The sequence below is a fragment of the Glycomyces tritici genome (genome assembly GCF_030403505.1).
The window spans coordinates 225,555-251,995 of sequence record NZ_JAUEMJ010000006.1 but is presented as its reverse complement, the minus strand read 5'-3'; the positions used below and the strand labels follow the sequence as shown (position 1 = coordinate 251,995).

Below are 26,441 nucleotides of genomic sequence, written 5' to 3'. Positions count from 1 at the left end.
CGGCGGAAAGGTCCCGATGTTGCTGCGGCGTTGCCGCATCGGCCTACGCCGACGCAACGGGCCGCGCGGTGAACTGTCCTTGTCGGGCCGAATCCCTATCGGCCGCAGCAAAGGATGAGACCTGATGGACAAGCTCAAGAAGACCGCGATGTGGACGGGAATCGTCGTCATCGGATTGTGCGGCGTGGTGCTGCTCGGCGGCGGCAAGATCGTGTCGGGAACCCTGATGGTCACCACGGCCTTCCTCATGGTGCTGCCGTACGGGCCGCGCAAGCTCCCGCGATGGCTGGGCGTCGCGCTGCTCTGCGCCGTGTTCGCCCTCGTCGTCTGGAACATCTCCACCACCGAACTCCCGGACCCCTCGCTCGGCATGGTGGCGTGCGGCGATGAGATCTCCGACCTGTACTCGCCGACCGGGATCGAATTCGTGGACCAGGTCATGTACATCTTCAGCGGCTTCCTGGCCCAGGCGGCGCCTTCCTAGCGGTCGACCGTCTTCATCGGACAGAGCGCCGGTTTCGAGGTCCCCGACGGACTGCGTCACTGCGGTGGTCGCTGACCGAGGCTGCAGTGCTCCGGAGGAAGGTGATCAAGCCTCCTCCGGAGTCGCGGGTCAGCGCTGGGTGAGCGAGATGCGGTTGCCGCTGGGATCGGCGACCACGGACCGGCGGGGCGCGTAGTCGGTCTCGAAGGGCGCCTGGACGAGCTCGGCTCCCGCGGCGAGTGCGGCCGCGTGAGCGGCGTCCAGGTCGTCGACGTAGATCCCGAACATCGCCGGACCGAACCCGCCGCCCTTACCCGCCGCCGCGTCGAGCGTCAGCAGGAAGAACGAGTCGGTCTCCCACGCGCCGAACTGGAACGAGGCGATGCTCTGGTCGTATTCGAGTCCGAACGCCTCGGTGTAGAACCGGACGGTCGCGTCGAGGTCCCGTGCCGGAACGGTCACCTGTACCACCCTGTCCTCCTTCGTCATTGCCATTTCGGTCCCTTCCTCGTAGTGCCGGCCGAGGGTCTCGGCCAGTCGCTGGACGGCATGAGCCCGCTCCAGGAGACGTTCGCGGTGCGCGTGCAGCACCGCCGAGGCGTCCTGTCCGCTCTGGTCGGCCAGCAGCGTCCGGATCTGGTCGATGGGCACGTCGACTGATCGCAGGTGGCGGATCAGCGTCGCCTGCGCGGCTTGGTCGAGCCGGTAGCGCCGGTACCCGGTGCCGGGATCGACCCGGGCCGGTCGCAGCAGATCGACCTCGTCGTAGTGGCGCAGTGCCGGGATCGACAGGCCCGTCTTGACGGAGAACTCGCCGATGCTGAGCAGTTCGCGATGACTCATACCGGCCACGCTATGGGCTCCGGTCACCTGAGGGTCAAGCCTCGGCCAGAACTCTTTTTCGAGCAGGACGCACGGCTCGGCGGCTCGGCGGCTCGGCAGCTCGGCAGCTCGGCAGCTCGGCAGCTCGGCAGCTCGGCAGCTCGGCAGCTCGGCAGCTCGGCAGCTCGGCGGCTCGGCGGCAGGCTAGTCGACCTCGGCGAGGACGTCCGCGATCATCCGGTGGCCCTGCGCCTCAAAGTCCTCGGCACCGACCAGGTGCGCCCAGCAGGCCGTGCCGATCGCCGAGCGGACGCGCTGGCGGAACCAGGCCTCGGGCTCGCGGGGGTCCGCGCCGTATCCGGACAGGAACGCCGCCTCCGAGCCGGGATGCCACACAAACTCCTGCGCGGCCAAGCGCTCGAAGTCCTCCGCGGCCGGGCGCATGTCCGCGCGGCCGAAGTCGATCACCCGCAGGAGGCCGTTGTCCTGCAACCAGTTCCGCGTCTGCCAGTCGCCGTGCGTGGGTACCCGGACGACCGCGGGCGCGGGCCAGGACCGCACCAGGTCCCGCAGCCGGTCGGCGGTCGCCGGTTCGACCCGGTTCGGGCCGTCGAGCCACGCGAACGCCTTGGCGTTCATGTGCTCCTCGTAGCCCGGGTCCTCAATGGCCGACTGGTCGTGGAAGGCGCGCAGCAGTGCTCCCGCCTGCGCGTAGAGGTCGAGGTCGGCGGCCGCCGCGGTGTCCCGCACCAGCGTTCCGGGGAGGTATTCGGTGACGAGGAGCCTCGCGTCGGCGTCGGCGTGGAGCATCCGCGCGGCCCTGCCGATCCGCGTCCACGGCCCGGTCCACTCGTGATGCGCGCGGATCTCCCGCTCCATGTGGTGGTCGCCGGGGCCGCCCGCCTTGACCACGACGAGCCGCTGCCCCGCCTTCGCCCGCAGGACCGTGGTCGCCACCAGGTTCCAGCTCATGTCGGCCTCGACGGCGAGGCCGGGGAGCCAGGTTCGGAGGAGTTCGCGCTGGCGCGGGTCGAGCGCGTCGAGTGGGTCGATCATCGATGCGAGCTTAAGGCTTCCGCGCTTTCGGGGCGGGGAAGCCGGGGGCAAAGCTCGTCGAACTCGCCCGGATCGCTTGGGGCGGGCGTCTTCCAGGTTTCGGAATGCCGTCCGTCACCTACTCTGGTGTCGTCGGAACGACAACTGCGCGAAAGGGGCCCCGAGATGGTCGACGAGCGGTTCGGCATCGTCTGGAATCCATCGAAGACGTCTAGGGAGGCACTCGAAGCGGCGGCAGGGCCGGTACTCGGTTCGGTCTCGTGGCACGAGACGAGCGAGGAGGATCCCGGTCGGGGCGCAACGGAGGAAGCCCTGGCGGCGGGTGCCGACGTGGTGGTGGCCGCGGGCGGTGACGGCACCGTGCGGGCCGTCGCCGAACGGCTCGCCGAGGACGACACCGCTGCCGACCTGGCCATCGTGCCGCTCGGCACGGGCAACCTGCTGGCCCGCAACCTCGGCGTCCCGCTCAACGACCTCCCGGGCGCTTTCACGCGGGCGATCGAGGGCGATCCCCGCGGTATCGACCTCGGCTGGGTCGAGGGGATGGTCGAGGGCGTCGGCATCCGCAAGGCCTTCACCGTCATCGCGGGCTTTGGCCTCGACGCGCACATGATCGACCAGACCGACGACGACCTGAAGAGCAAGGTCGGCTGGCTCGCGTACATCGAGTCGCTGGGACGCGCGCTGAAGGCGAGCGAGGTGGTCGACCTCGAGCTCACCCTCGACGGCGGGACGCCGGAGCGGACCAGCGGGCACACGCTGATGATCGGGAACTGCGGCTCCCTGCAGGGCGGGGTCGCACTGCTGCCGGACGCGGACCCCTCCGACGGCGAGCTCGACCTGCTGCTGCTGGAGGCCGAAGGTGTGGGGCAGTGGCTCGACACGCTCCGGTCGTTCGTGTGGGACAACGGCATCCGGCGGCTCGTCGGCAAGCAGGGCGAAGCGCAGAGCGCGGACACGGTCACGCACGCGAGGGTCCGCAGCCTGAGCGTGTCGATGAGCCGGCCGCGGCTGCTGCAGATCGACGGCGACGGCCTCGGCGCGACCTCGGCCTTCACGATCGAGACGCAGCCGGCCGCCGTCCGCGTGCGCTGACGCGGAGCCCGATGCTCTGCGGAGGCGCCGCTGCCCGGTCGGCGCCTAGGGCCTGTCCTGGCAGCGAGCGGGCAGATGGGCCAGCTAGCGGCCTTCCGGCGTCACAGCACAGGCCCTAGAGGCTCGCCGGGAGGCCTTCCCTGATCGAGGGGAACGCGGGCGCCCAGGCCAGCTCGCGTTTCGCCTTGGCGTTGGAGAGCCGGATGCGGGTGGCGACCATCAGCGCGTGGAGGTACGGAAAGGCCTTGAGCGCGGCGCCGGGGACGGTGCGGGGGGCCGGTGCTCCGGCGGTCAGGGCGATCGTGCGGATGTAGTCGTCGAAGCCGACCGGTTCGTCGTCGACGATGTTGTACGCCTGGCCCGCGCGCCCGCGTTCGAGCGCGGCGGCCACGGCTGAGGCCGCGTCGTGGAGGTGGATCGGCGCGATGGTGCCCGCACCCCGGACCGCCGGCAGTCGGCGCCGCCGGGCCAGCGCGAACAGCTTGCGGGTCGCGGGTTCGGGCCCGTAGAACATGCCGTACCGCAGGGCGATGCCGCCGCTGCCGAGGACCTGCTCCTCGTTGGCGCGCATCGCCCGCATGTGCCGGTCGATGCCGCGGTGCCCGGTGGGTTCGGCGAAGGGCCGGTCCTCGGTGAGCGGCTCGGGGCCGTGGTCGCGGTAGCCGTAGCCGAGGAAGAACGACTGGGTGAGGACGCGCCCCGCCCCGGTCTCGGCGGCGGCGCGCAGCAGGTTCGCGGTGCCCTGCTCGCGCAGATCGTCGGTGGCGTAGAGGGAGCGGTGGAACATCGGCATCCCGGTGATGGCCGTGGCCTGGTGGACGATCGCGTCGGTCCGCACGCCGTCCAGGGCGCGGAGCAGGGCGTCCGCGTCCATCATGTCGGCGAGGACGGGCCGGATGCCGTTGGCCGCCAAGCGGTCGGCGCCAGTGTGGGATCTGGTCAGGCCGAGCACGTCGTGCCCTGCCGTGTGCAGCTGCGTCACCAGTGTGGAGCCGATCGCGCCGGTGGCTCCCGCGATGAGGACCTTCATTTCGCGGCCTCGGTGTCGGCCGGGCGGCGGCGCAGCACGCGGAGCCGGATCACGAGACCGACCGCGCCGACCGCGGAGAGCGCCAGCAGCGTCCAGGGGTCCGAGGCGTTGCCGCCCATGTGCAGGTCGAGGGCGTGGTTGAGGGCGTGGAAGGTGTTGGTGAAGACGAAGCCCGCCAGGACGACGGCGGCGGCGTCGCGCCACAAGAGCGTCCAGAGCAGCATCAGGCCGATGCCCATCTGGAACGTGCCCGCGTCGTGCAGGAAGTGGATGTGGTTGGGCCAGTTGGCCCATGCGGCGAAGCCCGCCGGGTCGAACCAGGCCCAGACGCCGGTGGCCAGCATGGACAGTGCCGCGATCACGAGGGCGGTGTTGATGGCGAGTCGGGTGCTCAAGGTCTTTCCTCCTTGGGGAGACGAACCGTATCGTGTCATCACCGTACGCCAAACATCCCGGCCCGTCAACACGAACCGGTTCGTCTCCCCATGGGGTAGGGTGGCGTCCATGTCAGCACCGCGAACCCCCGACCCCAACCGGCGCAACCCGGAGTCGACCAAGGCCATCCTCGAAGCGGCCTTGGCGCTCGCCCGCGACCAGGGCTGGTCCAAGGTCAGCATCGAGGGCATCGCCGCACAGGCCGGCGTGGGCAAGCGGACGATCTACCGCTGGTGGCCCTCGAAGGGCGCGGTCGTGCTCGACGCCTACGCCGCCCGGCTCCAGGAGCGGCCCTACATGCACGCGGACGAGGCCGAGGACGGCGACCTGCGCGAGGACCTCGTGCGGGTCCTCGGCGAGACCTGGGACATGGTGAGCGACTCGCTGCCGCTGCTCGCCTCGCTCATCGGCGAGGCCCAGCACGACCCTGACCTGGGCGAGCGGCTCTGGGAGCGGCTCATCGGGCCCTCGAGTCTGCCCGTGCAGGCGAGGATCGAACGCGCGCAGGCGAACGGCGAGATCGCGGGCGACGCCGACCCGTTCCGCGCCGCCGAACTCGTCTACGGCCAGATCTACCTGCGCCTGCTCGTCACCCCGAAGCCGATCGACGCGGGCTTCCTCGAGAACTGCGTCGACCTGGCGTTGCAGGGACTCCGCAGCAGGCCCTGACCCGCGGTCCCGGCGCAATGGAGTTGCCCCGGGACCGAAGGCGGCCATAGCCTGCGGTGATGTGGAAGCCGATGATCGAAGCCGCACTCGTCCGTGAGCAGGTCGCCGCCGCGATCGGGCCGGTCACCGCGTGGGAGGCCATCACCGAGGGCGAGAACTCGCAGGCCTACAGCGCGGTCGCCGGCGGCCGGGAGCTGGTCGTGCGGGTGAGTCTGCGCCGGGAGGGCTTCGACCTGGACGCGTGGGCGGGCGGTCTCCGGCTCGGCGCCGGCGTCGCGGTACCCGAGGTGATCGCGGTCGGCGCGATCGACCGGGCCTGGTTCTGCGCGAGCACGCGGCTGCCGGGCACCAGGCTCTGCGACCTCGACATGCCGGCGGCCGTTGCCGCGGCACCGGCCGTTGCCGAAGCCCTGCAGCGCATCAGCGATACCCCGCTGGCCGGCGCCGAAGGCTTCGGCGGCGTCGATCCCGCGACGGGCAATGGCCGCAGCCCTTCCTGGGCGGGCGCCGTCGCCTGGGGCGTGCCGGACTCCTGGCCCGCACTCGAAGGGGCCGAACGGGACCTCCTCGAGGACTTGGCGGCGTCGACGCTCGCCGAGACCCGGACGCTGCCGGACTTCGGGCGGCTCGTGCACGGCGACTGCAGCGCGGACAACCTGATCGTCGCCGAGGACGGCTCGATCGGGGTGATCGACTGGGAGGGCGCGATGATCGGCGACCCGCTCTGGGACACGGCCTACCAGCTGTTCTGGAGCCGCGCCTGGCCGGTCATGCGCCCGCAGGCGCGTGCGGCCACGGCGGCCGAGTTCACGGAGGACGACCTGCAACGCCTGCGCTGCTACATGATCGTCACCGGCCTGCGGTCGGCGTCGTTCTACCTCACCGGGGCGCGCGGGCCCGCGCTCGACCTGATGATCGACCAGCTCCGGGCGATCCCCCAAGCGCCCCAGTCGATCGAGGAGCTCCTGCCGCAGGCGGGGTTAGTGGCAGCTCCAGGAGAACTCGACCCGGTCGAAGCGGCGGGCGGCGAGGTCGTCGCGGCCGATGACCCATTCGGACCTGCCGCAGTCGCCCCAAGGCATGCCCGCGTCGGGGTCGTAGTCCATCCTGACCAGGAGGACCGGCAGGTCCAGCGCTTCAGGACCGGGGGTGCCGGGGAGGTCCGGCACCTCGGAGGCCGGCGCGCAGGGGAAGTCGTACTGAGTGCCGAACGCGTAGTACCCGCCGATGCGGTGGTCGCCCTCGTTCGGGGGCTCCGGGTCGTCGATCTCGGTGGCGAGGACCCGGCCGAGTCCTTTGAAGTGGCCCTTCGGCACGCCGCTGAGGTACGGATGGTCCGGCCCCGGTCGGCTCGGCTCGACCACGGCCATGAGGTCGATCCGCTCGCGTAGAGGCCAACCGTCGTCGACCGGGCACTCGCGGGGCCGCAAGGCCGCGGCGTCCTCGAAGAACAGGACCTCCGGCTCCTCGTACTCCGTATCGATGAAGCACAGCAGCACACCCCGGTCGGGCAGGTCGATCCCGATGCGCGGCAGCGCGGCCAGGTCCAGGGTCATCAGATACTGCTTCGGGGCGCCGGACCCGTCCAGGGGCCACTCGGCCTCCGGCGGCAGCGCGGGCCTGCCCGCGACCGAAGCGACCACCGGCGAGCGACCGTCGGCCCGCCGGAGCCCGATCGAATCGCGCCACAGCGCGCGCCACTGCTCGAACCGTTCCGGTTCCATTCCGCGCTCCCTGCTCTCGACGCCGCGCCCCGCCCGACGCCCTCGCAGCGTCCCGGTCGCGGCTTTGCCTGGAGGCGTTGGGCATTCAGGTTCGCCGGCCAGGATATGGCACGGCGGCACTAGGCTCCGGCGCATGAGCGACACCACCGTGAGTCTGCAGGCCGCCGACCCCGAGGACGCCCCGGCGCAGCGGCGGCCCTGGTACCGGTGGCGGTGGCTGCGGGTCCTGTCATGGCTCGGGACGGCCGGCGTCGTCGCGTACGGCGCGGTCCGCCTCCTCGGCCTCGAGAGCGGATTCCTGCTGGTCACGACTGTGGCGTTCGTGCCCTACTTCGTGATCGCCGCATTCATCGGCGCCGGAATCCAAGCGGCCGTGCGCCACTGGCTCGCCGCGGGTGTCACCGCGGCCATGGCGATCGCGCTCGCGATCGTGCTGGTGCCGCGGATCGTCGCCGACGACCAGCCGGCCGCGGGCGGCGCCGAGCTCACGGTCATGTCCGTCAACCTGTACGTGGGCAACGCGAACTTCGACTACATCATGGAACTGGTCGAGGAGCACCAGCCGGACCTGCTCAGCGTCCAGGAGCTGACCCCCGGCTCCCCCGACGCGTTCACCGAACGCGGCCTCGACGAGCTCATGCCGTACTCGATCCTCGAACCGGACGGCCTCGCGGTCGGGACCGGCCTGTACTCGCGGTACCCGCTCGAACGCATCGAGACCGTCGGCCGCGACGCCATCTTCTACCAGATCGCCGCCGAGGTCGACCTGCCCGAGGGCACCGACATCCGCTTCATGGCCGCCCACCCGGCCGCGCCCGCCTCCGCCGAGCGCATCCCCTTGTGGGAGGAGGACTTCGCACAGCTGCCGCGACCCGACGGCGGCCTGCCGTGGGTGCTCGCCGGGGACTTCAACGCCACCATCGACCACGAGAACATGCGCGAACTGCTCGACGCCGGGTACACCGACGCCGCCGAGGCCACCGGGGCCGGGCTCGACGCCACCTGGCAGCCGACCGAGGGCTACCTCGACGGCCTCATCACGATCCCGGCCGTCACCCTCGACCACGTCATCGCCGAGGAGGGCATCGAAGTGCTCGACTGGGAGGTCCTGGAGAAGGCCGGCAGCGACCACGCGCCCGTGGTCGCCCGCCTCCGGCTCCCCTGACACCCGAAGGCAAATTTCGCGCTTGCGATGAATCCCGCCGGGCCGCCTCGTCATAGTGGGTGGAAGCAACCAGCGTTCACTACCGAAAGGCCAGCCTCATGCGCCAGCTCATCATCACCGCGTTCGTCTCCGTCGACGGGGTCATGGAGGCCCCCGGCGGCGAGGCCGGCTACCGCAACACCGGCTGGACCTTCAAGGACATCGAGTTCCTGCCCGAGGCCTACGAGCTCAAGAACCGCGAGCAGGAGGAGGCCGGGGCGCTGCTGCTGGGCCGCAAGTCGTACGAGGCGTTCGCGCCCGTGTGGCCCGGCATGGTCGACGAGTTCGCCGGCTACAACGCGATGCCCCGTTACGTCGTCTCCACCACGTTGCAGAAGCAGGACGACCGCTGGCCCGCCACGATCCTCCGCTCGATCGACGACGTCGCCGCGCTGAAGGAGACCGAAGGCGGCCCGATCTCGGTGCACGGCAGCGCCACCCTCGGCAAGAGCCTCGCCGACGCCGGGCTCGTCGACACCTACCACCTGCTGGTCTTCCCCAAGCTCCTCGGCGCGGGCAAGCGCCTGTTCAGCGAGGCCGACAAGGACGCCCAGATCCTCGACCTCGTCGAGCACGAGGTGTACAAGAACGGCATCCAGAAGCAGGTCTTCAACGTCGTCAAGTAGGCGCTGCCGAGGGGACGGGTCGCGCGTCGCGCATCGGGCCGGAAGCGATTCCGGCCCGCAATGCCGTCCAGGGTCAGTCGTCGACCTGGTGGTCCTTCGGGAGCGCCAGGCGCGCGCACGGCAGGACGGCGCCGCTGATCTCCGCGGTCCGGCGCTCGCCGTCGGGCACGAAGCCGTACCGCGTGTAGAAGCGGTGGCTCGCCTCGCTGCCCTCCATCTCCCACACCCGGATCGGCAGGAGCCCCTGCTCGGTGAGCCAGCGCTCGCCCTCGCGCAGGAGGGCCCGGCCGGCGCCGCGGCTCCAGTGGTCGGGGTGGACGTAGATCATCTGCACCTCGCCGGGAACGCCCGGTCCGGCGCCCTCCTCGCGCGCCTCGGTTCGGTCCCAGGTGAAGACGGCGAAGCCGATGACGTACGGGCCCTTCTCGGCCACGAGGGTGAGTTCGAGGTCGGGATGCTCGGCGAGGTGGCGCACGTAGCGTTCGGAGGCCTCTTCGGGGAGCCCGGCGAGCACTTCGGCGTCGACCAGGCCGGCGTAGGCCGCGCGCCATGCGGCGGTGCGGATTTGAACCATCTCATCGGCGTCTGCGGGGGTTGCCGTTCGGATCCTCATGTCTACCAACCGTGCCCGAAGGTCCACAAGAAATCAACCATTGACGCGCGGTGAATTGCCGGAGCAACCCGTCTGTGCAAGAAGTGTCTAGTCGACCGGTGACTCCAGGAGTCGCAGCGTGCGCGCGGTGGCGTCGACCTCGGCCCGGATGCCGATCGGCAGCGGCAGATTCGGACCGGTGTGTCCGAAGTCGACTCCGGCGAGGACCGGGAAGTCGTAGTCGCCCAAGACGTCGAGTACGACGTCTTTCACCGTGACCGGCCCGAACGGGGCGTCGGCGGGGAGTTCGACGCCGAGGGGGATGCCCACGACCATCGCCCCGACCCGGTCGAAGACGCCCTGCATGCGCAGCACGTGGAGCTGGTTCCAGACGTGGCCGAGGTTGCGGCCCACGTCCTCCCAGAAGAAGAGCGCACCGTCCCAGACGGCGGGGTCGAGCGCGTACGGCGAGGCCTGGACGTTGATGAGGCGGTCGAGCAGCCCCCCGACGAGGCGGCCGGTCGCCCGGCCGGGCTTCCATGTCTCCCAAGCGCTGTCGGCCGGGAGGTCGGTTTCGGCGAGTTCCCCGGCGAGCAGTCCGCGGACGAGCTCGCGGATCGCGACGTGGCGCTCGTCGGACTGGTCGCGCGCCGGGTCGCCGGTGATGCCGGGCGCGAAGTCGGCGTGCATGCCGACCAGGCCGGTCCGGGAGTGGATCGCCAGGTGGAGCGCGGTGATGTCGCTGAAGCCGAGGAGCGGCTTGGGGTCGCGGCGGATCGCGTCGTAGTCAACGCGGTCGAGGTAGGCGGAGGTGGCGTTCCCGCCGGTGAACGCACTGATCGCCCGCACCTCGGGGTCGTTCAGGAGCGCGTTGAGCTCGGCGGCCTGAGCCTCGGGCGGGGCGGCCCGCCAGAACCGGTGCTCGCCGGACTCCACGAGCGGCGTGGCGCGCACGTTGAAGCCCATCGCCGCGAACACGGCTTTGGCGGCGTCGAGCCGGTCGCGCCGGTCGGGGGCGCACGGCCCGGACAAGGCCGCGATCGCGACGGTGTCGCCGGGCTGCAGCCGTTTGGGGCGCAAGGGTTCCATGTGGTCGCCTTCGTGGGGACGGGAGCGGGGCCGCTCACAGCCTACGGCTGGGGCGGCCCCGGTGCAATCCTGAAAGCAAGCGTTATCGGACGTGGAGCGCGGGCTCCGGCGCCTCGCGGACGACCGCCGCGACCGGGGTCGCGTTGCGGGCCTTGTGGACCGTGAGGGCGATGCCGGCGGCCGCGATGAGGATCGAGGCCGCGAAACCGGCGAGCGTCGCCGCGTCAGGGGCGACGAAGGACTGGCCGCGCACCGCCTGCACCACCGTGGTCGCGAAGACCCCCAGGTAGCCGAGTGAGAGCCAGCGGACGATCGCGGCGCGGACGCGCTCGTCGCGCATCCAGGCGCGGCGGACCGCCACGAAGCCCAGGAGCATCGCGACGCCGATGAGGACCTGGATGCCGTGCAGGCCGATGAAGTGCGGGACGCGCATGTCGCCGCCCGTGGTGGACCAGCCGGTGAGGACCATGCCGTTGCCGTCCAGGTCGCCCACGCCGTGCCCGGCGTTGAGCACGACCTCGTCGCCGTTGGCGTCCACCGCGGTGCGCTCGCCCTGGCCGCCCACGGTGACGATGAAGAACGCGGCGAACATGCCCAGGCTCGACAGGAGCAGGCCCCAGCGGACGACCGCCGTGACGGCCTTGTCGCCGATGCGCTGGAACAGCACGATCACCGCGATGACCAGGTTGGCCAGGAACATGACCGGCACGAACTGGAACGCGAGCTGCACGACCTGGTTGAACGGGTCCTCGGAGGTGTTGAAGTGGCTGTAGGTGCCCGCGGCGGCCGCCGCGACGATCACGCCGACCTCGGCCGCGCTGATCACGGCGAAGAGCGTGCCGAACGCCCAGCCGGTGCGCCGCAGCTTCGTCATGTGGGAGAGCAGCCAGGCCAGGCTCAGGCAGTAGGTGAAGAAGGAGAAGCCGAACTTGAAGGCCTTGAGCCACACGCTCTCGCCTTGGATGGTGCGGTCGTCGAACGGGATCGCGAGCAGGGAGGCGAGGGCGACGATCCCGCAGGCGATGCCGAGGACCAGGAGCGGGCGGTGCCAGCGGCGCCCGCCGTCGGTGAGGGCGAGCCCGGACGCGGCGGCCTTCCCGGTGACGCCTTCGACAGTGCGGCTGACGACAGTGCGGCTGACGGCAGCGCTCCGGACGGTGCCGCTGTCGGCTGCGGCGGAGCGGCGGTGGCGAGCGGCGGGGCGGGGCGGCGTGGCCAGCGGGGTCTGGTTCATGCCTATGACGCTATTGCGATTCGCGTTGCGGCACATTGCCGTTGACAGGCCGAAAAAGGGTGGGGCCAGCCTTACCCCCGGCGCTACGCTGCGGCGATGGGAATCGTGTACATCGTGCAGCACGGGGAGAAGGAGCGGGTTCCGGGCGATCCGGGCCTGACGGCGCGGGGCCGGGAGCAGGCGGCGCTGGCGGCCGAGTGGTTGCGGGACAGGGCGTTGCCGGACGGCGGGTTGCGGGCGGTATATGCGAGCCCGCTGCTGCGGGCGCGGCAGACCGCCGAGGCGGTGGCGACGGTGACGGGGCTGCCGGTGCGGATCGACGCGCGGGTGGCCGAGCGGATGAACTGGGACGGGAGCGTGCCGTTCGAGCGGTTCGCTGAGGACTGGGCGCGCACGAGCGCGGACCGGGACTTCGTTCCGGCCGTGGGGGATTCGTCGCGGGCGTCCGGGGCGCGGTTCGCGGCGTTCCTGCAGGAGCGCGAGGGCGAGGACGGATCGGTCGCGGTGGCCTGCCACGGCGGGGTGACGGTGGACCTGCTGCGGACGCTGGTCGGGGACGCGGCCCTGCCGGAGGCGCTGCTCTCGGACGGGGTGCCTTCGGGGGCGATCACGATCATCGACGGACTGCGGCCGGTGGCAATCGCCGAGACGGGGCATCTCGCGGGCCTGGAGACGGGGCACCGGCCGGGGTAGGGGGCCGTTTTTTCACTGCCGCCGTGAGACCGTCCACCAACCCCCACCCACCACTAGAGGGGAAGAAAAGGTCAGGCGGCGATCGTCGCAGCCGGGTCCGACAAGAACCGGGCCGATTCGGGCCCCGCACCCGAAAAGTCACCCGAAAGGCGGAGCCGGAGCGAGGGTCGTTCGCGGCAGTCGGGACGGCCGTGGCGGGGCGGCATTGGGGCTCACGGAGTGTCCACTGCGATCATGTTTCGCCTCCCGCAGCGGCGAATCCTAGACGAAGTGCGCGTGAACGCTTGCGCGTTCATCCAGCCGTAACGAGGATGTGACGCATGAGCTCTAACCTCAGTCGCATATTGGACTCAGTGGATCCGTTCATCGGCACCGAACCGGCCGATCTGCCCGCGGCGCAGGGACTGGCCGCCAGCTGGTGGTGGCCCAAGGCCCAGGTCGGGAACACCCACCCCGGCGCCTGCCATCCGCTCGGCATGGTCTCGGCCTGCGCCTGCTCCGGCGCCTACCCCACCGGGTACGGCCGCTACGGCATGTCCACCGAGGGCGCCCCCGCGCCCCTCTACGACGACTACCTCGCCAGCGGCTTCACCCACTTCCAGCAGTCCGGCACGGGCGCGATCCGCAAGTACTACAACTACTTCCGCGTCACCCCGATGATCGAGCCGCTCGACGCCCTCGGCACCCGCTGGAAGCTCCAGAACGAGTCCGCCGAGCCCGGCTACTACGCCGCGACCCTCGAGAACGGCATCCACTGCGAGCTCACCGTCGGCGAGAAGACCGCCGTGCACCGGTACACGTTCCCCGAGGCGTCCTCGGCCCGCGTCGTGCTCGACTTCTCCTACGGCGGCCTCGCGATCGAGCACGGCACCACCGTGCCCCTGCGGGCCGGCCTCGAGAGCCTCGGGCAGGGCTGCGCGCAGGGGACCGTGGTCATGGAGGGCATCCCGCTCTCGGTGTACATCGACTCGGACACGCCCAAGTCCTGGCGCCAGCTCGTCTGGTACGACCGCCGCCGCGTCGACGGCGGCACCCGCCTCGACTTCGACTACATCCGCCGCACCACGCTGCGCCCCTTCGGCCTCATGTTCATGGGCCCGACCCGCGCGGGCACCACCGTCGAGATCCGCATGGGCTTCTCCATGCGCGGCACCGGGCAGGCCCGGAGCAACCTCGAGCAGAGCCTGCCCGGCGGCTTCGAGCACGGCTTCGACCGCGTCCGGGAGCAGACGCACGACGCCTGGGCCGGGTACGCCTCCCAGGTCGAAGTGGACGGCGGCACCCCCGAGCGGCGGACCGTGTTCGCCACGAGCCTCTACCACTCGCTCATCAAGCCGTGCTTCGCCGAGGACGAGAGCCCGTTCTGGCCTTCCAAGGGCCCCTTCGTGTTCGACATCGCGACGATGTGGGACATGTACAAGACCCAGTTCCCGCTGCTCACCGCCCTCGATCCGGCCAAGGGCGCCTTGATGCTCGAATCGCTCGTGCGGATAGCCGAGGAGGAGGGCAACCTACCCATCGGCTACCGGATGGCGCGCGGCTCAGACCGGTTCTTCCGCCAGGCCTCGGCCCTCGCCCACACCGTGCTCGCCGACGGCTACCAGCTCGGTCTCGAAGGCCTGGAATGGGATTGGGCACTCGTCCACATGCAGGACGACCTGCGGCGCGGGTACGGCGAGGACTTCGCCGACCGCGGCATCGCGCACCCGGTGAGCCACACGCTGGACCTCGCCGCGGGGTACTGGTGCACGGCGATCATCGCGCGGGGCCTGGGCGACCACCGGCTCGCGGACGAGCTGGAGGCGAAGTCCCGGGCCTGGACGAACGCGTTCGGCGGCGACGGGCTCCTGCGCGACTCGAGCTTCTACGAAGGCGGACGCTGGAACTACTCGTTCCGGCTCCTGCACGACATGGCCGCCCGCATCAGGATCGCCGGCGGCGACAAGGAGTTCACGGCCATCCTCGACCGCTTCTTCGGGTACGGCGCGGGCCCCGTGACCCAGCTCGGCGTGCCGCCGTTCGGCCCCGAGTTCGCGATCGGCCAGGACCTCAACCGCTTCCAGGGCCTCAACAACGAACCTGACATGGAGGCGCCCTGGGCCTACCACTACGCCGGGCGCCCCGACCGGACCGCGGAGATCGTGCACGCCGCGCTCTCCTACCAGTTCGGGACCGGCCGCGGCGGCCTGCCCGGCAACGACGACTCCGGGGCGCTCTCGTCCTGGTACGTGTGGGCCTCGCTGGGGCTCTTCCCGGTCGCGGGGCAGAACCTGTTCCTGGTCAACGCCCCCGCGTTCGGCGGGGCGAGCCTCCACTTCGGCGGCAACGACTTCGAGCTCGTGACCCACGGCCACGTCGAGTCCGGCATCGGCGAGGACGCCGCCGGCGCCTCGGCGCAGTACGTCCAGTCGGCCCGCTTCAACGGGAAGCCGCTGGACCACGGGTTCCTCACCGGCAACCAGCTGCACGGCGGCGGGCGGCTGGAGATCGAGCTGGGACCCGAACCTTCCGACTGGGCGACGAAGACGCGCCCGCCGTCCGCCTCCGACCGGCCCGACCCCGCTCGGGGCGGCGGGGCCCGACTCCAGGAGTTCTCACCGTGACCCAGCAGCCCCGCGGCCCGCAGCACGGCCGGACCGACCAGCGCCTGCTCGAGGGCGAGCACTCTATTATGGAGGCTCGCCCGCAGCGGCGCCTGGTCATCGTGGTCCGCGCCGACCCGGTCATCTGCGGCCACGCCACCGAGGCGCGCGGCCTCGCCGAGGTCGCGCTGACCCGCGGCTTCGACGACGTGCGGATCGTGACGTGGCCGATCGAGGCGCTGCAGGCGGCGGGGCTGCCGCTCAAACCGCTCGACGAGCTCCTGCCGTACTCGGCGGGGATCACCGTGGAGCGGCCCGGCCCCGTGGGCGACTACCGGGTCCCGACCGGCCGGCACCTGCTCGGCCTGGCCGGGCGGCTGTTCGAGCTGTTCACCGACGGGGTGCCGACGGTGTGCATGTCGATGTACCTGACGCCGCACGCGAACGCGGTCGCCGAGGCGCTGCGGTCGGTGCGCGCCTCGGGGCTGGACGCGGACGTCACGACGATCGCCGAGGCCGTGGGCTCGGACATCACGAACGTGGTGCGCTCGTGCATCGGCGAGGGCGCGGTGGGGGCGGCGGCGTCGCTGTTCACGGCGTACCTCGCGCACGACCGGGTCGTGGCCGTCTCGGCGTACACGCGCGACCTCATCCTGGAGTCGGCCGCGCAGGTCGACCTGGCGTGCGGGACCCGGTTCGCCGAGGAGGTGACCGCGCGCGTGGAGGTCTCGTACCCGGCGGTGGACGCGGGCGCGTACCTCGACCTCGATCCGTCCGCTGTGGACGCCGCGCTGGCGGCGCGGGGCCTGGCCCGCAACGGCTACCTGCTCTTCCTCTCCCGCGTCGCGGCCGCGAAGGGCGCGGACGACCTCATCGCCGCCTACCGGGCGTCCGCGGCGTCCCGCACGCACCGACTCGTCATCGCCGGGAACGGCCCCGCGCACGCCGAGACGCGGGCCCTCGCCGAGGACGATCCGCGCATCCTGTTCCTCACCGACGTCGCGGACGAGGAGAAGCCGCTGCTCATGAACGGCTGCGCCGCTTACGCACTGCCGTCGAAGCCGCGCCCGGAGTTCGTCGAGACCTTCGGCATCGCGCTCGTGGAGAAGATGCTCGCGGGCGGCGGGCCCGTGATCACCACCCGCACCGGCGGCATCCCCGAAGCGGTGGGGGACACCGCGATCGAGGTCCCGCACTCGGACCCGGCGGCGCTCGCGGCCGCGATCGACCGGGCGCTCGCCATGAGCCCGGCCGAACGGGAGGCGGCGGCCGAGCGGGCGCGGGCGTACGCGATGCGCTTCGACCGCACGGCGGTCTTCGACAACCTCTTCGCCGGGCTCCTCGACGACCCGGCGTCCCTGCCGGTCGACGCCCACGTCACCATCAGCTGAGACCCGACCACTTCCCTGACCTGCGCGAACACCGCCGCCCCGGAACTATGCAAAAAATCCTCGGAACAGGGGCAACCTTCGGGGCGTCCGCGGCAACCTCATGACGGTGCGGCAACCCGGCTCCGTCGCACCCACTAAGCACAACCAAGGGGAGGGCCGATGGTCCTCACCGCATAGCAAGAAACGCAAGGCCCGAGCGGCGATCGCGGCAGCGGTCGCCGCCGCGGCGCGTGCGGCACCTGCCGCCCGCGCCGGCGAACCGCCGGCCGTCGGCTTCCTGGCGACCGGATCGCGCGCGCACGGCGCGACATGATCCACCCTTCTCGGCCGCACGCGGCTGGGGGAAAGGCCTTTCCTGCCATGGACGGTGCTTTCCACAACCGGACAGGGCGCGAGCACCGGGGGTGCTCGCGCCCCCCGGCCTGCCGTCCACCGCTGCTAAAGGCAAGGGCGCCATGGTGAAATTGCTAGACTCGCCGCCTCCCCGAATTCGACCCGCGACCGGAGGCCCCCCGTTGGACGTCCCCGCTCAGCTGGAAGAGGACGCGTTCCGCGCCTTCTTCGAGCGGCACCACGCCGAGCTGGCGCGCTTCGCGTGGCTGCTCATCGGCGAGAGCGGGGCGGCCGAGGACATCGCGGCGGACGCGATGCTCGCGGTGTGGCGGCAGTGGGACCAGGCCCGGCGGGCCCGGTCGCAGATCGCCTACGCGCGCGGTATCGTCGCCAACCTCGCCAAGAGCCGCATCCGCGCGGCCGTGCGCGAGCGGCGCCGCAACACGCTGTTCTGGCAGCGTCCCGGCGAGACCCACGACGGCCCCGACACGGCGGCGGTCGTGGACGTGCGGGCGGCACTGGAGCGGCTGCCGCTGCGGCGGCGCGCGTGCGTCGTCCTGCGGCACTCGCTGGAGCTCTCCGAACGCGAGACCGCCGACGCGCTCGGCATCTCGATCGGCACGGTCAAGAGCCAGACGTCGAAGGGCCTGGCCGACCTGCGGCGCATCCTCGGACCCCAGGAGGGATCGGCCTGGGCTTCGATGAGGAAGGGGGAGCGGCAGTGAACGACGACGACGTGAACGACCGGCTCCGGGTGACCGCCGAGGAGTACGAACCGGACCGCGACCGGATGTGGACGCGCGTGTCCGAGGGCATGCGCACGCCCCGGGTGCAGGCCGAGACCGTGCGCACCGGCTGGCGGATCCCGCAGCTGGGCCTGGCGACGGGCGCGGCGCTGGCGCTCATCGGCGTGATCGTGTTCTTCGGGCAGTTCCTGGGCATCGGCCCGGTGGCCGGCCCGACTCCCGAACCTCCTGCGGCCGGCCCCGGTACCCGGTCCGCTGAGGCGACGGACCCCGCGAGCGGCGGCGACGCCGCCACGGGCGGCGAGGCGACGAGCGCGGACGAGGGCGGCGACGAGCCGGACGGCGAGACGTCCGAGGACGTCTCGTCCGAGGGCGAGTCGAGCCCGGAGGCCCCGGTCGCGCCCGCATGGCTGTGGACGGACGGGTCAGTGAACCCGGACAGCGAGGAAGAGTTCTGGTCGCAGCTGGACCTGAAGGTGCGCAACGAGGAGCCGCTCACGGAGCTGGACGTGGAGCTGCGGGTGGCCGAGGGCGGCGGCCTGGAGTCGACCGGGGCGTGGACCACGGGCGACACCTGGTTCAACGCGGCGGTGGTGACCAGGGAGGACGGTTTCCTGGTGTACCGCTGGAGCCTGCGGGACGGGGCGGTGCTCCCGGTCGGCGAGTACACGCTCGCGGGCCAGTTCAACCACGGCTCGGGCGCGCGCAGCGCGGCCGAGGACCGGTTCACGTTCGAGGCCGAGACCGAGGGCGGCGAGACCGGCGCGACGGAAGGCGACTTCACCTGACCGCCGCGCCGCGGCATTGACTCCGCCGCTCGATGCGGCGACCCCAGGGCGAGAGCGGGGACCGGGCCATCGGCCCGGTCCCCGCTCCGAATATGAAATGGGTGCGGTCCCGTAATATCCGCATAAATCCCCCCTAAGGGACCCCTGGCGCAAAAGTACTCCCGGGGTGCGACAGGAAACGCCCGAACGTCCGATCCTGGCCATCATCAAGCCCGAACATCCTCGACTCGCCGAGGCGGTTGTCAGAAACTGATCAGCTCGAACGTGGTCGCGTACTGGGTGCCGAAGCGCTCGCCCGCGCCTGCGGCGAAGCTCGAGAGGAAGCCGCGCACGTACGTCTCCGGGTCCTCGTCGGTGAGCGCCGCGATGTAGGCGCGGTGCTCCAGGAGCGAGGCGATGCCGGCCTCCATCGTGTCGGTCACGTCGACCGCGTGCGTCGACTCCGGCGAAGCGGCGAGCGCCACCCACCGCACCCCGCCCCACGGCTCGAGGCCTTCGGCGGCGAGCTCGGGGAAGATCCAGCGGTTGCCCGCGTCGTTGGCGGCGTCGAGCACCGATTCGCCGACGGCCCGGTGGTCGGCGCTGTTCCAGTTGCCGGGCATGAAGTGGTCGCGCCGGTTGAGGGTGATGACGAGCTCGGGCCGGTGGCGGCGGATCGCGGCGGCGAGGTCGCGGCGGAGGGCGACGCCGGATTCGATGACGCCGTCGCGGTGGTCGAGGAATTCGACGGAGGAGACGCCGACGACCGCGGCCGAGGCGCGCTGCTCGGCCTCGCGCACCGGCGCGCACTCCTCCGGCGCCATGGTGTCGATGCCGGCCTCGCCGCGGCTGACCATGAGGTAGGCGACCTCGCGGCCGCCGCCCGTCCAGCGGGCGACGGCCGCGGCGGCGCCGTACTCCATGTCGTCGGGGTGGGCCACGATGGCCAGTGCCTTCGTCCAGTCCTCTGGCATCGCAAGGAGTTCGCTCATGCGTCGATTATGGCGCGGCTCAGCAGTCGCAGGCGACGCCGCTCGACGGGGCGGTCAGCGGGTCGGGCCTGCCGCGCTCGACGCCGGCGTCGGTGGCGACCGGGAGGCCTTCGCGCACCCAGTACTCGAACCCGCCCATCATGTACTTGACCTGGTATCCGATGGCCGCGAATGCGGCCGCGGCGCGGTAGGCGCCGTTGCAGCCGGGACCCCAGCAGTAGACGACGACGGGCCGCGCGGGGTCGATGAGGCCGTCGGCGCGGGCGGCGATCTCGTCGGTCGGGAGGTGCACGGCGCCGGGGACGCGGCCCTGGAACCAGGCGGCGTCGCCGCGGGTGTCGACGAGCGTGAACCCGGGGTCCTCGTCCTCGGTGGCGGCGTGGACGTCCGAGACGTCGGTGCTGTAGGTCATGAGGCCGGTGAAGTACGCGAGGGCGTCGGCGGGGGAGGCCGGAGGGACGCGCAGCACGGCGTTCGGGTTCGTTTCCATACCCTGAATCTATGTGCCGGTACAAAAATACGAGCACTTGACACAATGTTGGTCATGATGTGGGAACGTCGCCGCGATACGGGTGTTTCGCCCCGCTTCACGGGTACTCGGGCGGCGGTAGCGTAGGTCCCGGCGCCCCCTCGCGACCGCGCTCCTTACAACCGCGCTCCATGCGACAGCGTCTCCTCACGACGGCGCCCTGCACCGGCGCCGCCCCGGCGGCGCACTCCGACCAGAGAGGCTTCTCCCATGCCAACCACCGCACCGACCGTCGAACTCGCGCACGGCGCGGCCATGCCGCTGCTGGGCCTGGGCACGTGGCCCATGGACGACGCCGAGGCCGAACGCGTGGTCGCCGAGGCGATCGGGCTCGGCTACCGGCTGGTCGACACGGCCGAGAACTACAAGAACGAACGCGGAGTCGGCCTGGGCCTCAAGGCCTCCGGCGTCGCCCGCGAAGACCTGTTCGTCACCACCAAGTTCAACAAGGAGTGGCACGGCGTCGACCTCGCCGCCGACGCCTGCGAACGCGGCCTCGACCGCCTCGGGCTCGACTACCTCGACCTGCTGCTCATCCACTGGCCGAACCCCCAGCACGGCAAGTACATCGAGGCCTGGCAGGGCCTGGTGCGCCTGCTGGAGTCGGGCCGGGTCAAGGCGATCGGCACCTCGAACTTCAAACCGGCGCACCTGGACCGGATCATAGAGGCCACCGGCGTCATCCCGGACGTGAACCAGATCCAGTTGAGCCCTTTGACGACACGGCTCGAAACGCGCGCGTACCACAAGGAGCGGGGCATCGTGACCCAGTCGTGGTCCCCGATCGGCGGCCAGGGCGGCGAGGTCCGCAACGAGCCCAAGGTCCTGCAACTGGCCGAGAAGTACGGGAAGACGCCCGTGCAGGTGGTGCTGCGCTGGCACCTGGACTCCGGGCTCGCGGTGGTCCCGAAGTCGAGCGACCCGGAGCGGCTCAAGCAGAACCTCGACGTCTTCGACTTCCAGTTGGAACCCGACGACGTGATGGCGCTGGCCGCCCTGGACCAGGGCGAGGCGGCTGCGGCCGACTCGGACGCGTTCGGGCACTAGGAGCACGCAGTGCGGCGGCGCCGGGTTCCCCCGGCGCCGCCGCGGCCGTTGTCAGCGCCGGTCGGGCTCCCACCGGAGCACGTCGCCGGGCTGGCAGTCCAGGACGCGGCAGATGGCGTCGAGGGTCGTGAAGCGCACCGCCTTGGCGCGGCCGTTCTTGAGGACGGCGACGTTCGCGGGGGAGATGCCGACGGCCTCCGCGAACTCGCCGACCGACATGCCGCGCTTGGCGAGCAGCACGTCGATCTCGACGACGATCGCCATCAGATCACCTCGGCCATCTCGGCTTTGAGCTCGGCGGCGCGGCGCAGCAGCCGGCGCAGCACGAGCATGAGGGCCCCGAATCCGATACCCGCGCAGAGCAGCAGGAAGGCGATCCGGAATTCGTCGGCGCGCACGCTCGCGCGCACCGTGGCGTCCGTGGTCGCGAGGTGCACCGTGGCCGCGGCCGCCAGGAGCGTCGCGACCGCGGTCGCGGCGATGACGACGTCGATCCAGCGGACCGCCCGCTTGGTGAGGAGTTCGCCGCGCCGCGCCCTGCCCAGCAACATCCAGGCCGAGACGAGGACGACCTCGACGCAGAGGAGGCCGACCATCGCCGCGACGGCGTAGGGGTGGACCCAGTCGATGCCTTCCGAGCCCCCCTGCCGCAGGAATCCCGGGAGGACCACCACCTGGGCGTAGAGCGCGGCCAGGAAGGCGGCGATGAGACCGACCCGCGCGAGGAGTGCGACGAAAGCATTCATCTCTCGATTGTCGATCAGTATCTATCGAAAGTCAATAGGTCCTGATCGATTATCGAGAGATTCCAGTTCAGGCGTCGAGGAGGGTGAGTGCCATGCCGCGCACGCGGTCGGGGTCGGTGACGCCCTCCATCGCGATGATCCGGTCGCCTTCGACGGTGAACACCAGGACCCGCGTGGGCAGGTCGGGCATCGAGGAGATGACGCCGATCTTGCCGTCGGCGAGCACCAGTTGCGCGCCGGTCGCCATGGCCGCGAAGGTCATCGCGCCGCCGGCGATCTGGGCCGCACCGCGGATGATCTGGCCGACCTCGGCCGCGTCGGTGCGCAGGGTGATCTCGGGGTCGAGCACCGCGACGAGCGCTTCGAAGTCCCCGCCACGCGCCGCCGCCAGGAACGCCTCCACCACCGTGCGCTGCTTCGAGACCTCCTTGCGCTCCAGCACATCGGTCCCCCGGACCCGCGCCCGGGCGCGGCTCGCGAGCTTGCGGGCCGCCGTCGGCGTGCGGTCGACGATCTGCGCGATGTCGTCGAAGGGGACGCCGAACATGTCATGGAGGACGAACGCGAGCCGCTCGGCGGGCTCGAGCGTCTCCAGCACCACCAGCAGCGCCAGGCTCACCGAGTCGGCCATGACCGCGGCCGACTCCGGGTCCGCCTCCACGTCCGCCGGCCCCGGGAGGGCCACCGGCTCGGGCGCGTGGTCCGGCATCGGCTGCTCGGCGCGGGACTTGCGCCGCCGCAACTGGTCGAGGCAGACCCGGCCGACCACGGTGGTCAGCCAGCCGCTGAGGTTGTCGATCCGCGTGGAATCGCTGGCGGCCAAGCGGAACCAGGCCTCCTGCACGGCGTCCTCGGCCTCCCCGGACGAGCCGAGCATCCGGAACGCCACGGCCTCCAACCGGGGCCGGTCGGCCTCGAAGCGCTCTGCCAGCCACAGGTCGTCGTTCATGCTCGCTCTCCTCCTTCGACGGGATCGTCGACTGTATGACGCGGGCCGGCCGGGAAACGTGACCGTCCCGCCCCCGCAGCACCCGGTTCGTGATCCAGGGCACACGCGGTCACATCGGGGCGCGGCGCTCCGTCATGGCGGTACATCGAACGACACCTGAAGGAGCCCGCCATGGAAGCCCGCATCGACTACTACTCGAACCCCCTCGCCGCGAAGTTCGCCAAGCACATCAACGCCGCCGGCCGGTCCCTCAGCGGCGCCGCACTGCCCGAGGGCATCCCGAACCTGGTGCTGATCCGCGCCAGCCAGATCAACGGCTGCGGCGTCTGCCTCGACATGCACACCAAGGACGCCGCCCACGAAGGCGAGACCCCGGTCCGCCTCGCCATGGTCGCCGCCTGGCGCGAAGCCACGGTCTTCACCGAAGCCGAGAGGGCGGCGCTCGCCCTCACCGAGGCCGGCACCCGCCTCGCCGACGGCGAAGGGGTCCGCGACGACGTCTGGGACGACGCCCGCAAGCACTTCGACGACGACCAGCTGGTCGCCCTCGTCTCGACCATCGCGCTCATCAACGCCTACAACCGGATGAACGCCATCACCCGCACCCCGGCCGGCTCCTACGAGCCCGGCCAGTGGGGTTAAGGCCCTCTCGAACCGGCACCACCCCGGAACACCCGAAGGGCGCGGCCGCATGGCGGCCGCGCCCCGAACCGGGCCCCGCTATCGACGGCGCCTCCGCCGGACCGCGCCTCAGAAATCGACCGGGTCGCGGATGATCGGGCAGGTCATGCAGTGCCCGCCGCCCCTGCCGCGCCCCAGCTCGGCGCCGACGATCGGAATGACCTCGATCCCGGCGTCCCGCAGCAGCGTGTTCGTCTGCGTGTTCCGGTCGTACGTCATCACCACCCCCGGCTCCAGCGCCACCGCGTTGTTCCCCGAATCCCACTGCTGCCGCTCCGAGGCGTAGACGTCGCCGCCCGTGGCGATGACCCGCAGCCGCCGCAGCCCCAGCGCCTCGGCCACCACCTCGGTGAACGCCGCCGAACCGTGGTCCTCCAGCTCCAACCCCGGCGACCGGTCACTGGGCCGCAAGGAGAACGTGTGCACCGCGTCCATGATCTTCGGGTACAGCGTCACCACATCTCGGTCGGCGAACGTGAACACCGTGTCCAGGTGCATGGCCGCGCGCAGCTTCGGCATCCCCGCCACCACCACCCGCTCCGCCGCCCCCTGATCGAACAGGGCCTTCGCGACCTGCGTGATCGCCTGCCGGGAAGTGCGCTCGCTCATCCCCATGAGCACCACGCCCTTCCCCACCGGCATGATGTCGCCGCCCTCGAACGTCGCCTGCCCCCACGACTGGTCCGGATCGCCCCACCACACCCGCGAGCCCTTGAACTCGGGATGGAACGTGTACACCGCCTTCATCAGCAACGTCTCGTCATGGCGCGCAGGCCAGTACAGCGGATTCAAGGTCAGGCCGCCGTAGAGCCAGCACGTGGTGTCCCTGGTGTACAAGGTGTTCGGCAGCGGCGGCATGAGGTACTCGCGCGCGCCCGTCGACTCCCGCGCCAGCGCCACGTACCCCGGCCGCAGATCCTGCGGCAGGTCGTGTGTGGACAGACCGCCGATGAGGTGCTCGGCGAGGTCGGCCGGGCCGATCGACTCCAGGTACTCGCGGGTCGGCTCGATGAGGCCGACGCCGACCTCGTTCGCGGTGATCTTCCGGTCGAGCAGCCACCCGCGGGCCTCCTTGTCCGCCATGGTCTGCGAGAGGAGGTCGTGCAGCTCCACAACCTCGACCCCCCTGGCGCGCATGTTCTCGACGAACTCGTCATGGTCGCGCCGGGCGTTCTCCACCCACATCACGTCGTCGAACAGGAGGCCCGGCGCGTTCGTCGGCGTCAGGCGGCGGTGCGCGAGCCCCGGCGCGCACACCAGGACCTTGCGGAGCCTCCCGACCTCGGAGTGGACGCCGTAGGACTGGACTCGGTCGTTCATTGCGGTTCCCCCCGGAAGCACGGTCTGCGAATGTCGTTCGGATGCAAGGTCGTTCAGATGGTCAGCCAGCCCGCGGCGAGCGCCACGACGCCGACCACCGCCCCGGCCACCGAGACCGCCAGCAGCACGGCCTCCCACGGGCTGAACAGGCGCCGCCCCTGCTCGCGGCGGGCCATGACGAACAGGATCGTCGCCGGGGCGTAGATGATGAAGGACACGAGCACGAACTTCAGCCCCGCCGCGAACAGCAGGAACGCCGTGTACACGACGGCCAGGACCGCCACCGTCATCTCCGGGCGCCCCCCGCGCACCGCCCGCCCGTCCCGGCCCGCGGCGACCTTCACCGCGAACAGGGCGGCGAGCAGGAACGGGATGAGCGTCAGGGCGCTGGTGAGGTCGAGCGCGAAGTTGAACGCGTCGTCCGAGAAGTAGGTGACGACCAGGACCAGCTGGCTGAGCGCGGTCGTGAGGACGAGGGCCGGCACGGGCACGTCCGCCTTCGTCGCGCGGCCGAGGAACCGCGGCATGTCCTTGTCCTTCGCCGCCACGAACAGCACCTCGGCCGCCATGAGCGTCCACGCCAGGTACGCGCCGAGCACCGAGACGACCAGGCCGATCGAGACGAACACCATCCCCCACGTGCCGACCGCGGCCTCCAGCACCCCGGCCATCGACGGCTGCCGCAGCTCCGCGATCTCCTCCATCGGCATGACCCCGTACGACACGATCGTGACCGACGCGAAGACCGCGAACACCGAGAGGAACCCGGTGACCGTGGCCCGCCCGACGTCGGCGCGGCGCTTCGCGTGCCGGGAGTAGACGCTCGCGCCCTCGACCCCGAGGAACACGAACACCGTCACCAGCATGGTGCTCCGGACCTGGTCGAACAGCGAACCCGCGTAGTCGGCGCCGCCGAAGTTCGCGGCGAACACGCCCGGGTCGAACACGAACAGCGAGAGGAGCACGAACACGCAGATCGGGATGAGCTTGGCGACCGTGACGACCCGGTTGATCGCCGCGGCCTCCTTCACGCCCTGCTTGATGAGCAGGAAGAACCCCCACAGGCCGGCGGAGGAGAGCACGATCGCGAGGACCGTGTCGCCTTCGCCGAGCGCGGGCACGAGCGCGCCCGCCGTCGACATGATGAGCACCCAGTAGGTCACGTTGCCGACGCAGGCGCTGGCCCAGTAGCCGAACGCGGAGAAGAAGCCGGGGTATTCGCCGAACCCGGCTTTGGCGTAGGCGTAGACGCCGGCGTCGAGGTCGGGGCGGCGGTTGGCGAGGTTCTGGAAGACGAAGGCGAGCATGAGCATGCCCGTGCCGGCGACGGCCCAGGAGATGAGCGCGCCCGCGACGCCGGTCTCCTGCGCGAACCGGGCGGGGAGCGAGAAGACGCCGGCGCCGACCATGGAGCCGACGACCATCGAGGTGAGGGTCCAGAAGGCGAGTTTGACTGCGCGCGGTGCTTCCACCTCGCTCACGGGTTGGGCCATGGCGTCCTCGCAGGTCAGACCATTGAGGCCCGTTAGGGCACTGGAGTCCTGAATATAACGCCGGGGGGCTGACGCGGGCTCGGATTCGGCGAACCGCCCCCGCGGGGCGGGC

27 protein-coding genes and 1 pseudogene are annotated in these 26,441 nt (G+C 71.2%); 13 read left to right on the top strand and 15 right to left on the bottom strand.

Annotated elements, in window-relative coordinates; all coding sequences use genetic code 11:
- The first annotated feature begins 124 nt into the window (after window positions 1-124).
- Window positions 125-484, top strand: a complete 360-nt coding sequence (locus QWI33_RS20095) for a hypothetical protein (RefSeq protein WP_289958935.1) — start codon at window positions 125-127, stop codon at window positions 482-484.
- 129 nt (window positions 485-613) lie between these two features.
- On the opposite strand, the gene QWI33_RS20090 is transcribed toward QWI33_RS20095, so the two are convergent.
- A complete protein-coding gene (locus tag QWI33_RS20090) occupies window positions 614-1,327 on the bottom strand; it encodes a MerR family transcriptional regulator (protein WP_289958934.1) in 714 nt (237 codons plus the stop codon).
- Between the two features lie 183 nt (window positions 1,328-1,510).
- Window positions 1,511-2,362, bottom strand: coding sequence for an aminoglycoside phosphotransferase family protein (locus tag QWI33_RS20085; RefSeq protein WP_289958933.1), 852 nt, complete (start codon window positions 2,360-2,362; stop codon window positions 1,511-1,513).
- Window positions 2,363-2,527: 165 nt separating this feature from the next.
- Between QWI33_RS20085 and QWI33_RS20080 the strand changes: the two genes are divergently transcribed.
- Window positions 2,528-3,457 (top strand): diacylglycerol/lipid kinase family protein, encoded by a 930-nt coding sequence (locus tag QWI33_RS20080; RefSeq protein WP_289958932.1) that lies wholly within the window; start codon window positions 2,528-2,530, stop codon window positions 3,455-3,457.
- Between the two features lie 115 nt (window positions 3,458-3,572).
- Here the strand turns inward: QWI33_RS20080 and QWI33_RS20075 are convergent, their stop codons facing one another.
- The gene (locus tag QWI33_RS20075; RefSeq protein WP_289958931.1) at window positions 3,573-4,487 is read right to left on the bottom strand and encodes an NAD-dependent epimerase/dehydratase family protein; all 915 of its coding nucleotides are present in this window, start codon (window positions 4,485-4,487) and stop codon (window positions 3,573-3,575) included.
- Window positions 4,484-4,882 (bottom strand): hypothetical protein, encoded by a 399-nt coding sequence (locus QWI33_RS20070; protein ID WP_289958930.1) that lies wholly within the window; start codon window positions 4,880-4,882, stop codon window positions 4,484-4,486. The genes QWI33_RS20075 and QWI33_RS20070 overlap by 4 nt, the downstream gene beginning before the upstream one ends.
- Before the next feature lie 109 nt (window positions 4,883-4,991).
- Here QWI33_RS20070 and QWI33_RS20065 point away from each other — a divergent pair, with 109 nt between their 5' ends.
- Together QWI33_RS20065 and QWI33_RS29440 are read left to right on the top strand one after the other, a co-directional pair.
- On the top strand, window positions 4,992-5,591 hold the full coding sequence (locus QWI33_RS20065) for a TetR/AcrR family transcriptional regulator (protein WP_289958929.1): 600 nt from the start codon (window positions 4,992-4,994) through the stop codon (window positions 5,589-5,591).
- Between the two features lie 59 nt (window positions 5,592-5,650).
- Window positions 5,651-6,412 (top strand): annotated as a pseudogene (locus QWI33_RS29440) (phosphotransferase family protein); the annotation flags it as partial.
- Window positions 6,413-6,571: 159 nt separating this feature from the next.
- On the opposite strand, the gene QWI33_RS29435 reads toward QWI33_RS29440, so the two are convergent.
- A complete protein-coding gene (locus QWI33_RS29435; protein ID WP_353895528.1) occupies window positions 6,572-7,315 on the bottom strand; it encodes a DUF1963 domain-containing protein in 744 nt (247 codons plus the stop codon).
- 133 nt (window positions 7,316-7,448) lie between these two features.
- Between QWI33_RS29435 and QWI33_RS20055 the strand changes: the two genes are divergently transcribed.
- Window positions 7,449-8,480: an endonuclease/exonuclease/phosphatase family protein gene (locus QWI33_RS20055; protein ID WP_289958927.1), complete on the top strand. Its 1,032-nt coding sequence runs from the start codon at window positions 7,449-7,451 to the stop codon at window positions 8,478-8,480.
- Window positions 8,481-8,578: 98 nt separating this feature from the next.
- Window positions 8,579-9,145 carry a dihydrofolate reductase family protein gene (locus QWI33_RS20050; RefSeq protein WP_289958926.1) on the top strand — a complete coding sequence of 189 codons (567 nt, stop codon included), beginning with the start codon at window positions 8,579-8,581 and terminating at the stop codon, window positions 9,143-9,145.
- A 73-nt stretch (window positions 9,146-9,218) separates the two neighbouring features.
- Here QWI33_RS20050 and QWI33_RS20045 read toward each other — a convergent pair whose 3' ends face one another.
- From QWI33_RS20045 to QWI33_RS20035, 3 genes are all read right to left on the bottom strand, one after another.
- Window positions 9,219-9,719 carry a GNAT family N-acetyltransferase gene (locus QWI33_RS20045; RefSeq protein WP_289958925.1) on the bottom strand — a complete coding sequence of 167 codons (501 nt, stop codon included), beginning with the start codon at window positions 9,717-9,719 and terminating at the stop codon, window positions 9,219-9,221.
- Between the two features lie 126 nt (window positions 9,720-9,845).
- Entirely contained in the window at window positions 9,846-10,826 is a 981-nt protein-coding gene (locus QWI33_RS20040; RefSeq protein ID WP_289958924.1) for a S66 peptidase family protein, read from the bottom strand.
- Window positions 10,827-10,908: 82 nt separating this feature from the next.
- Window positions 10,909-12,060 carry a hypothetical protein gene (locus tag QWI33_RS20035; protein ID WP_289958923.1) on the bottom strand — a complete coding sequence of 384 codons (1,152 nt, stop codon included), beginning with the start codon at window positions 12,058-12,060 and terminating at the stop codon, window positions 10,909-10,911.
- 96 nt (window positions 12,061-12,156) lie between these two features.
- Here QWI33_RS20035 and QWI33_RS20030 point away from each other — a divergent pair, with 96 nt between their 5' ends.
- The 5 genes from QWI33_RS20030 to QWI33_RS20010 all read left to right on the top strand — a co-directional run bounded on the left by QWI33_RS20030 (window position 12,157) and on the right by QWI33_RS20010 (window position 18,593).
- Window positions 12,157-12,753 carry a histidine phosphatase family protein gene (locus QWI33_RS20030; protein ID WP_289958922.1) on the top strand — a complete coding sequence of 199 codons (597 nt, stop codon included), beginning with the start codon at window positions 12,157-12,159 and terminating at the stop codon, window positions 12,751-12,753.
- 320 nt (window positions 12,754-13,073) lie between these two features.
- On the top strand, window positions 13,074-15,356 hold the full coding sequence (locus QWI33_RS20025) for a glycoside hydrolase domain-containing protein (RefSeq protein WP_353895527.1): 2,283 nt from the start codon (window positions 13,074-13,076) through the stop codon (window positions 15,354-15,356).
- Between the two features lie 68 nt (window positions 15,357-15,424).
- Entirely contained in the window at window positions 15,425-16,726 is a 1,302-nt protein-coding gene (locus tag QWI33_RS20020) for a glycosyltransferase (RefSeq protein WP_353895533.1), read from the top strand.
- Between the two features lie 515 nt (window positions 16,727-17,241).
- Window positions 17,242-17,784, top strand: a complete 543-nt coding sequence (locus QWI33_RS20015) for a SigE family RNA polymerase sigma factor (RefSeq protein ID WP_289958919.1) — start codon at window positions 17,242-17,244, stop codon at window positions 17,782-17,784.
- On the top strand, window positions 17,781-18,593 hold the full coding sequence (locus QWI33_RS20010) for a hypothetical protein (RefSeq protein WP_289958918.1): 813 nt from the start codon (window positions 17,781-17,783) through the stop codon (window positions 18,591-18,593). The genes QWI33_RS20015 and QWI33_RS20010 overlap by 4 nt, the downstream gene beginning before the upstream one ends.
- A 242-nt stretch (window positions 18,594-18,835) precedes the next feature.
- Here QWI33_RS20010 and QWI33_RS20005 read toward each other — a convergent pair whose 3' ends face one another.
- Together QWI33_RS20005 and QWI33_RS20000 are read right to left on the bottom strand one after the other, a co-directional pair.
- Window positions 18,836-19,564 (bottom strand): PIG-L deacetylase family protein, encoded by a 729-nt coding sequence (locus QWI33_RS20005; RefSeq protein ID WP_289958917.1) that lies wholly within the window; start codon window positions 19,562-19,564, stop codon window positions 18,836-18,838.
- 19 nt (window positions 19,565-19,583) lie between these two features.
- Window positions 19,584-20,054: a rhodanese-like domain-containing protein gene (locus tag QWI33_RS20000; protein WP_289958916.1), complete on the bottom strand. Its 471-nt coding sequence runs from the start codon at window positions 20,052-20,054 to the stop codon at window positions 19,584-19,586.
- Window positions 20,055-20,303: 249 nt separating this feature from the next.
- Between QWI33_RS20000 and QWI33_RS19995 the strand changes: the two genes are divergently transcribed.
- Window positions 20,304-21,140 carry an aldo/keto reductase gene (locus QWI33_RS19995; RefSeq protein ID WP_289958915.1) on the top strand — a complete coding sequence of 279 codons (837 nt, stop codon included), beginning with the start codon at window positions 20,304-20,306 and terminating at the stop codon, window positions 21,138-21,140.
- 51 nt (window positions 21,141-21,191) lie between these two features.
- Here QWI33_RS19995 and QWI33_RS19990 read toward each other — a convergent pair whose 3' ends face one another.
- The 3 genes from QWI33_RS19990 to QWI33_RS19980 all read right to left on the bottom strand — a co-directional run bounded on the left by QWI33_RS19990 (window position 21,192) and on the right by QWI33_RS19980 (window position 22,835).
- Entirely contained in the window at window positions 21,192-21,404 is a 213-nt protein-coding gene (locus tag QWI33_RS19990; protein WP_289958914.1) for a helix-turn-helix domain-containing protein, read from the bottom strand.
- Entirely contained in the window at window positions 21,404-21,886 is a 483-nt protein-coding gene (locus QWI33_RS19985; RefSeq protein WP_289958913.1) for a DUF2975 domain-containing protein, read from the bottom strand. The genes QWI33_RS19990 and QWI33_RS19985 overlap by 1 nt, the downstream gene beginning before the upstream one ends.
- A gap of 67 nt (window positions 21,887-21,953) precedes the next feature.
- On the bottom strand, window positions 21,954-22,835 hold the full coding sequence (locus tag QWI33_RS19980) for a sigma-70 family RNA polymerase sigma factor (protein ID WP_289958912.1): 882 nt from the start codon (window positions 22,833-22,835) through the stop codon (window positions 21,954-21,956).
- A 171-nt stretch (window positions 22,836-23,006) separates the two neighbouring features.
- On the opposite strand from QWI33_RS19980, the gene QWI33_RS19975 reads away from it, so the two are divergent.
- Window positions 23,007-23,477, top strand: a complete 471-nt coding sequence (locus tag QWI33_RS19975) for a carboxymuconolactone decarboxylase family protein (RefSeq protein ID WP_289958911.1) — start codon at window positions 23,007-23,009, stop codon at window positions 23,475-23,477.
- Between the two features lie 108 nt (window positions 23,478-23,585).
- On the opposite strand, the gene QWI33_RS19970 is transcribed toward QWI33_RS19975, so the two are convergent.
- On the bottom strand, window positions 23,586-24,836 hold the full coding sequence (locus tag QWI33_RS19970; protein WP_289958910.1) for an arginine deiminase: 1,251 nt from the start codon (window positions 24,834-24,836) through the stop codon (window positions 23,586-23,588).
- Window positions 24,837-24,889: 53 nt separating this feature from the next.
- Window positions 24,890-26,329, bottom strand: coding sequence for a basic amino acid/polyamine antiporter (locus QWI33_RS19965; protein WP_353895526.1), 1,440 nt, complete (start codon window positions 26,327-26,329; stop codon window positions 24,890-24,892).
- Window positions 26,330-26,441 lie beyond the last annotated feature (112 nt).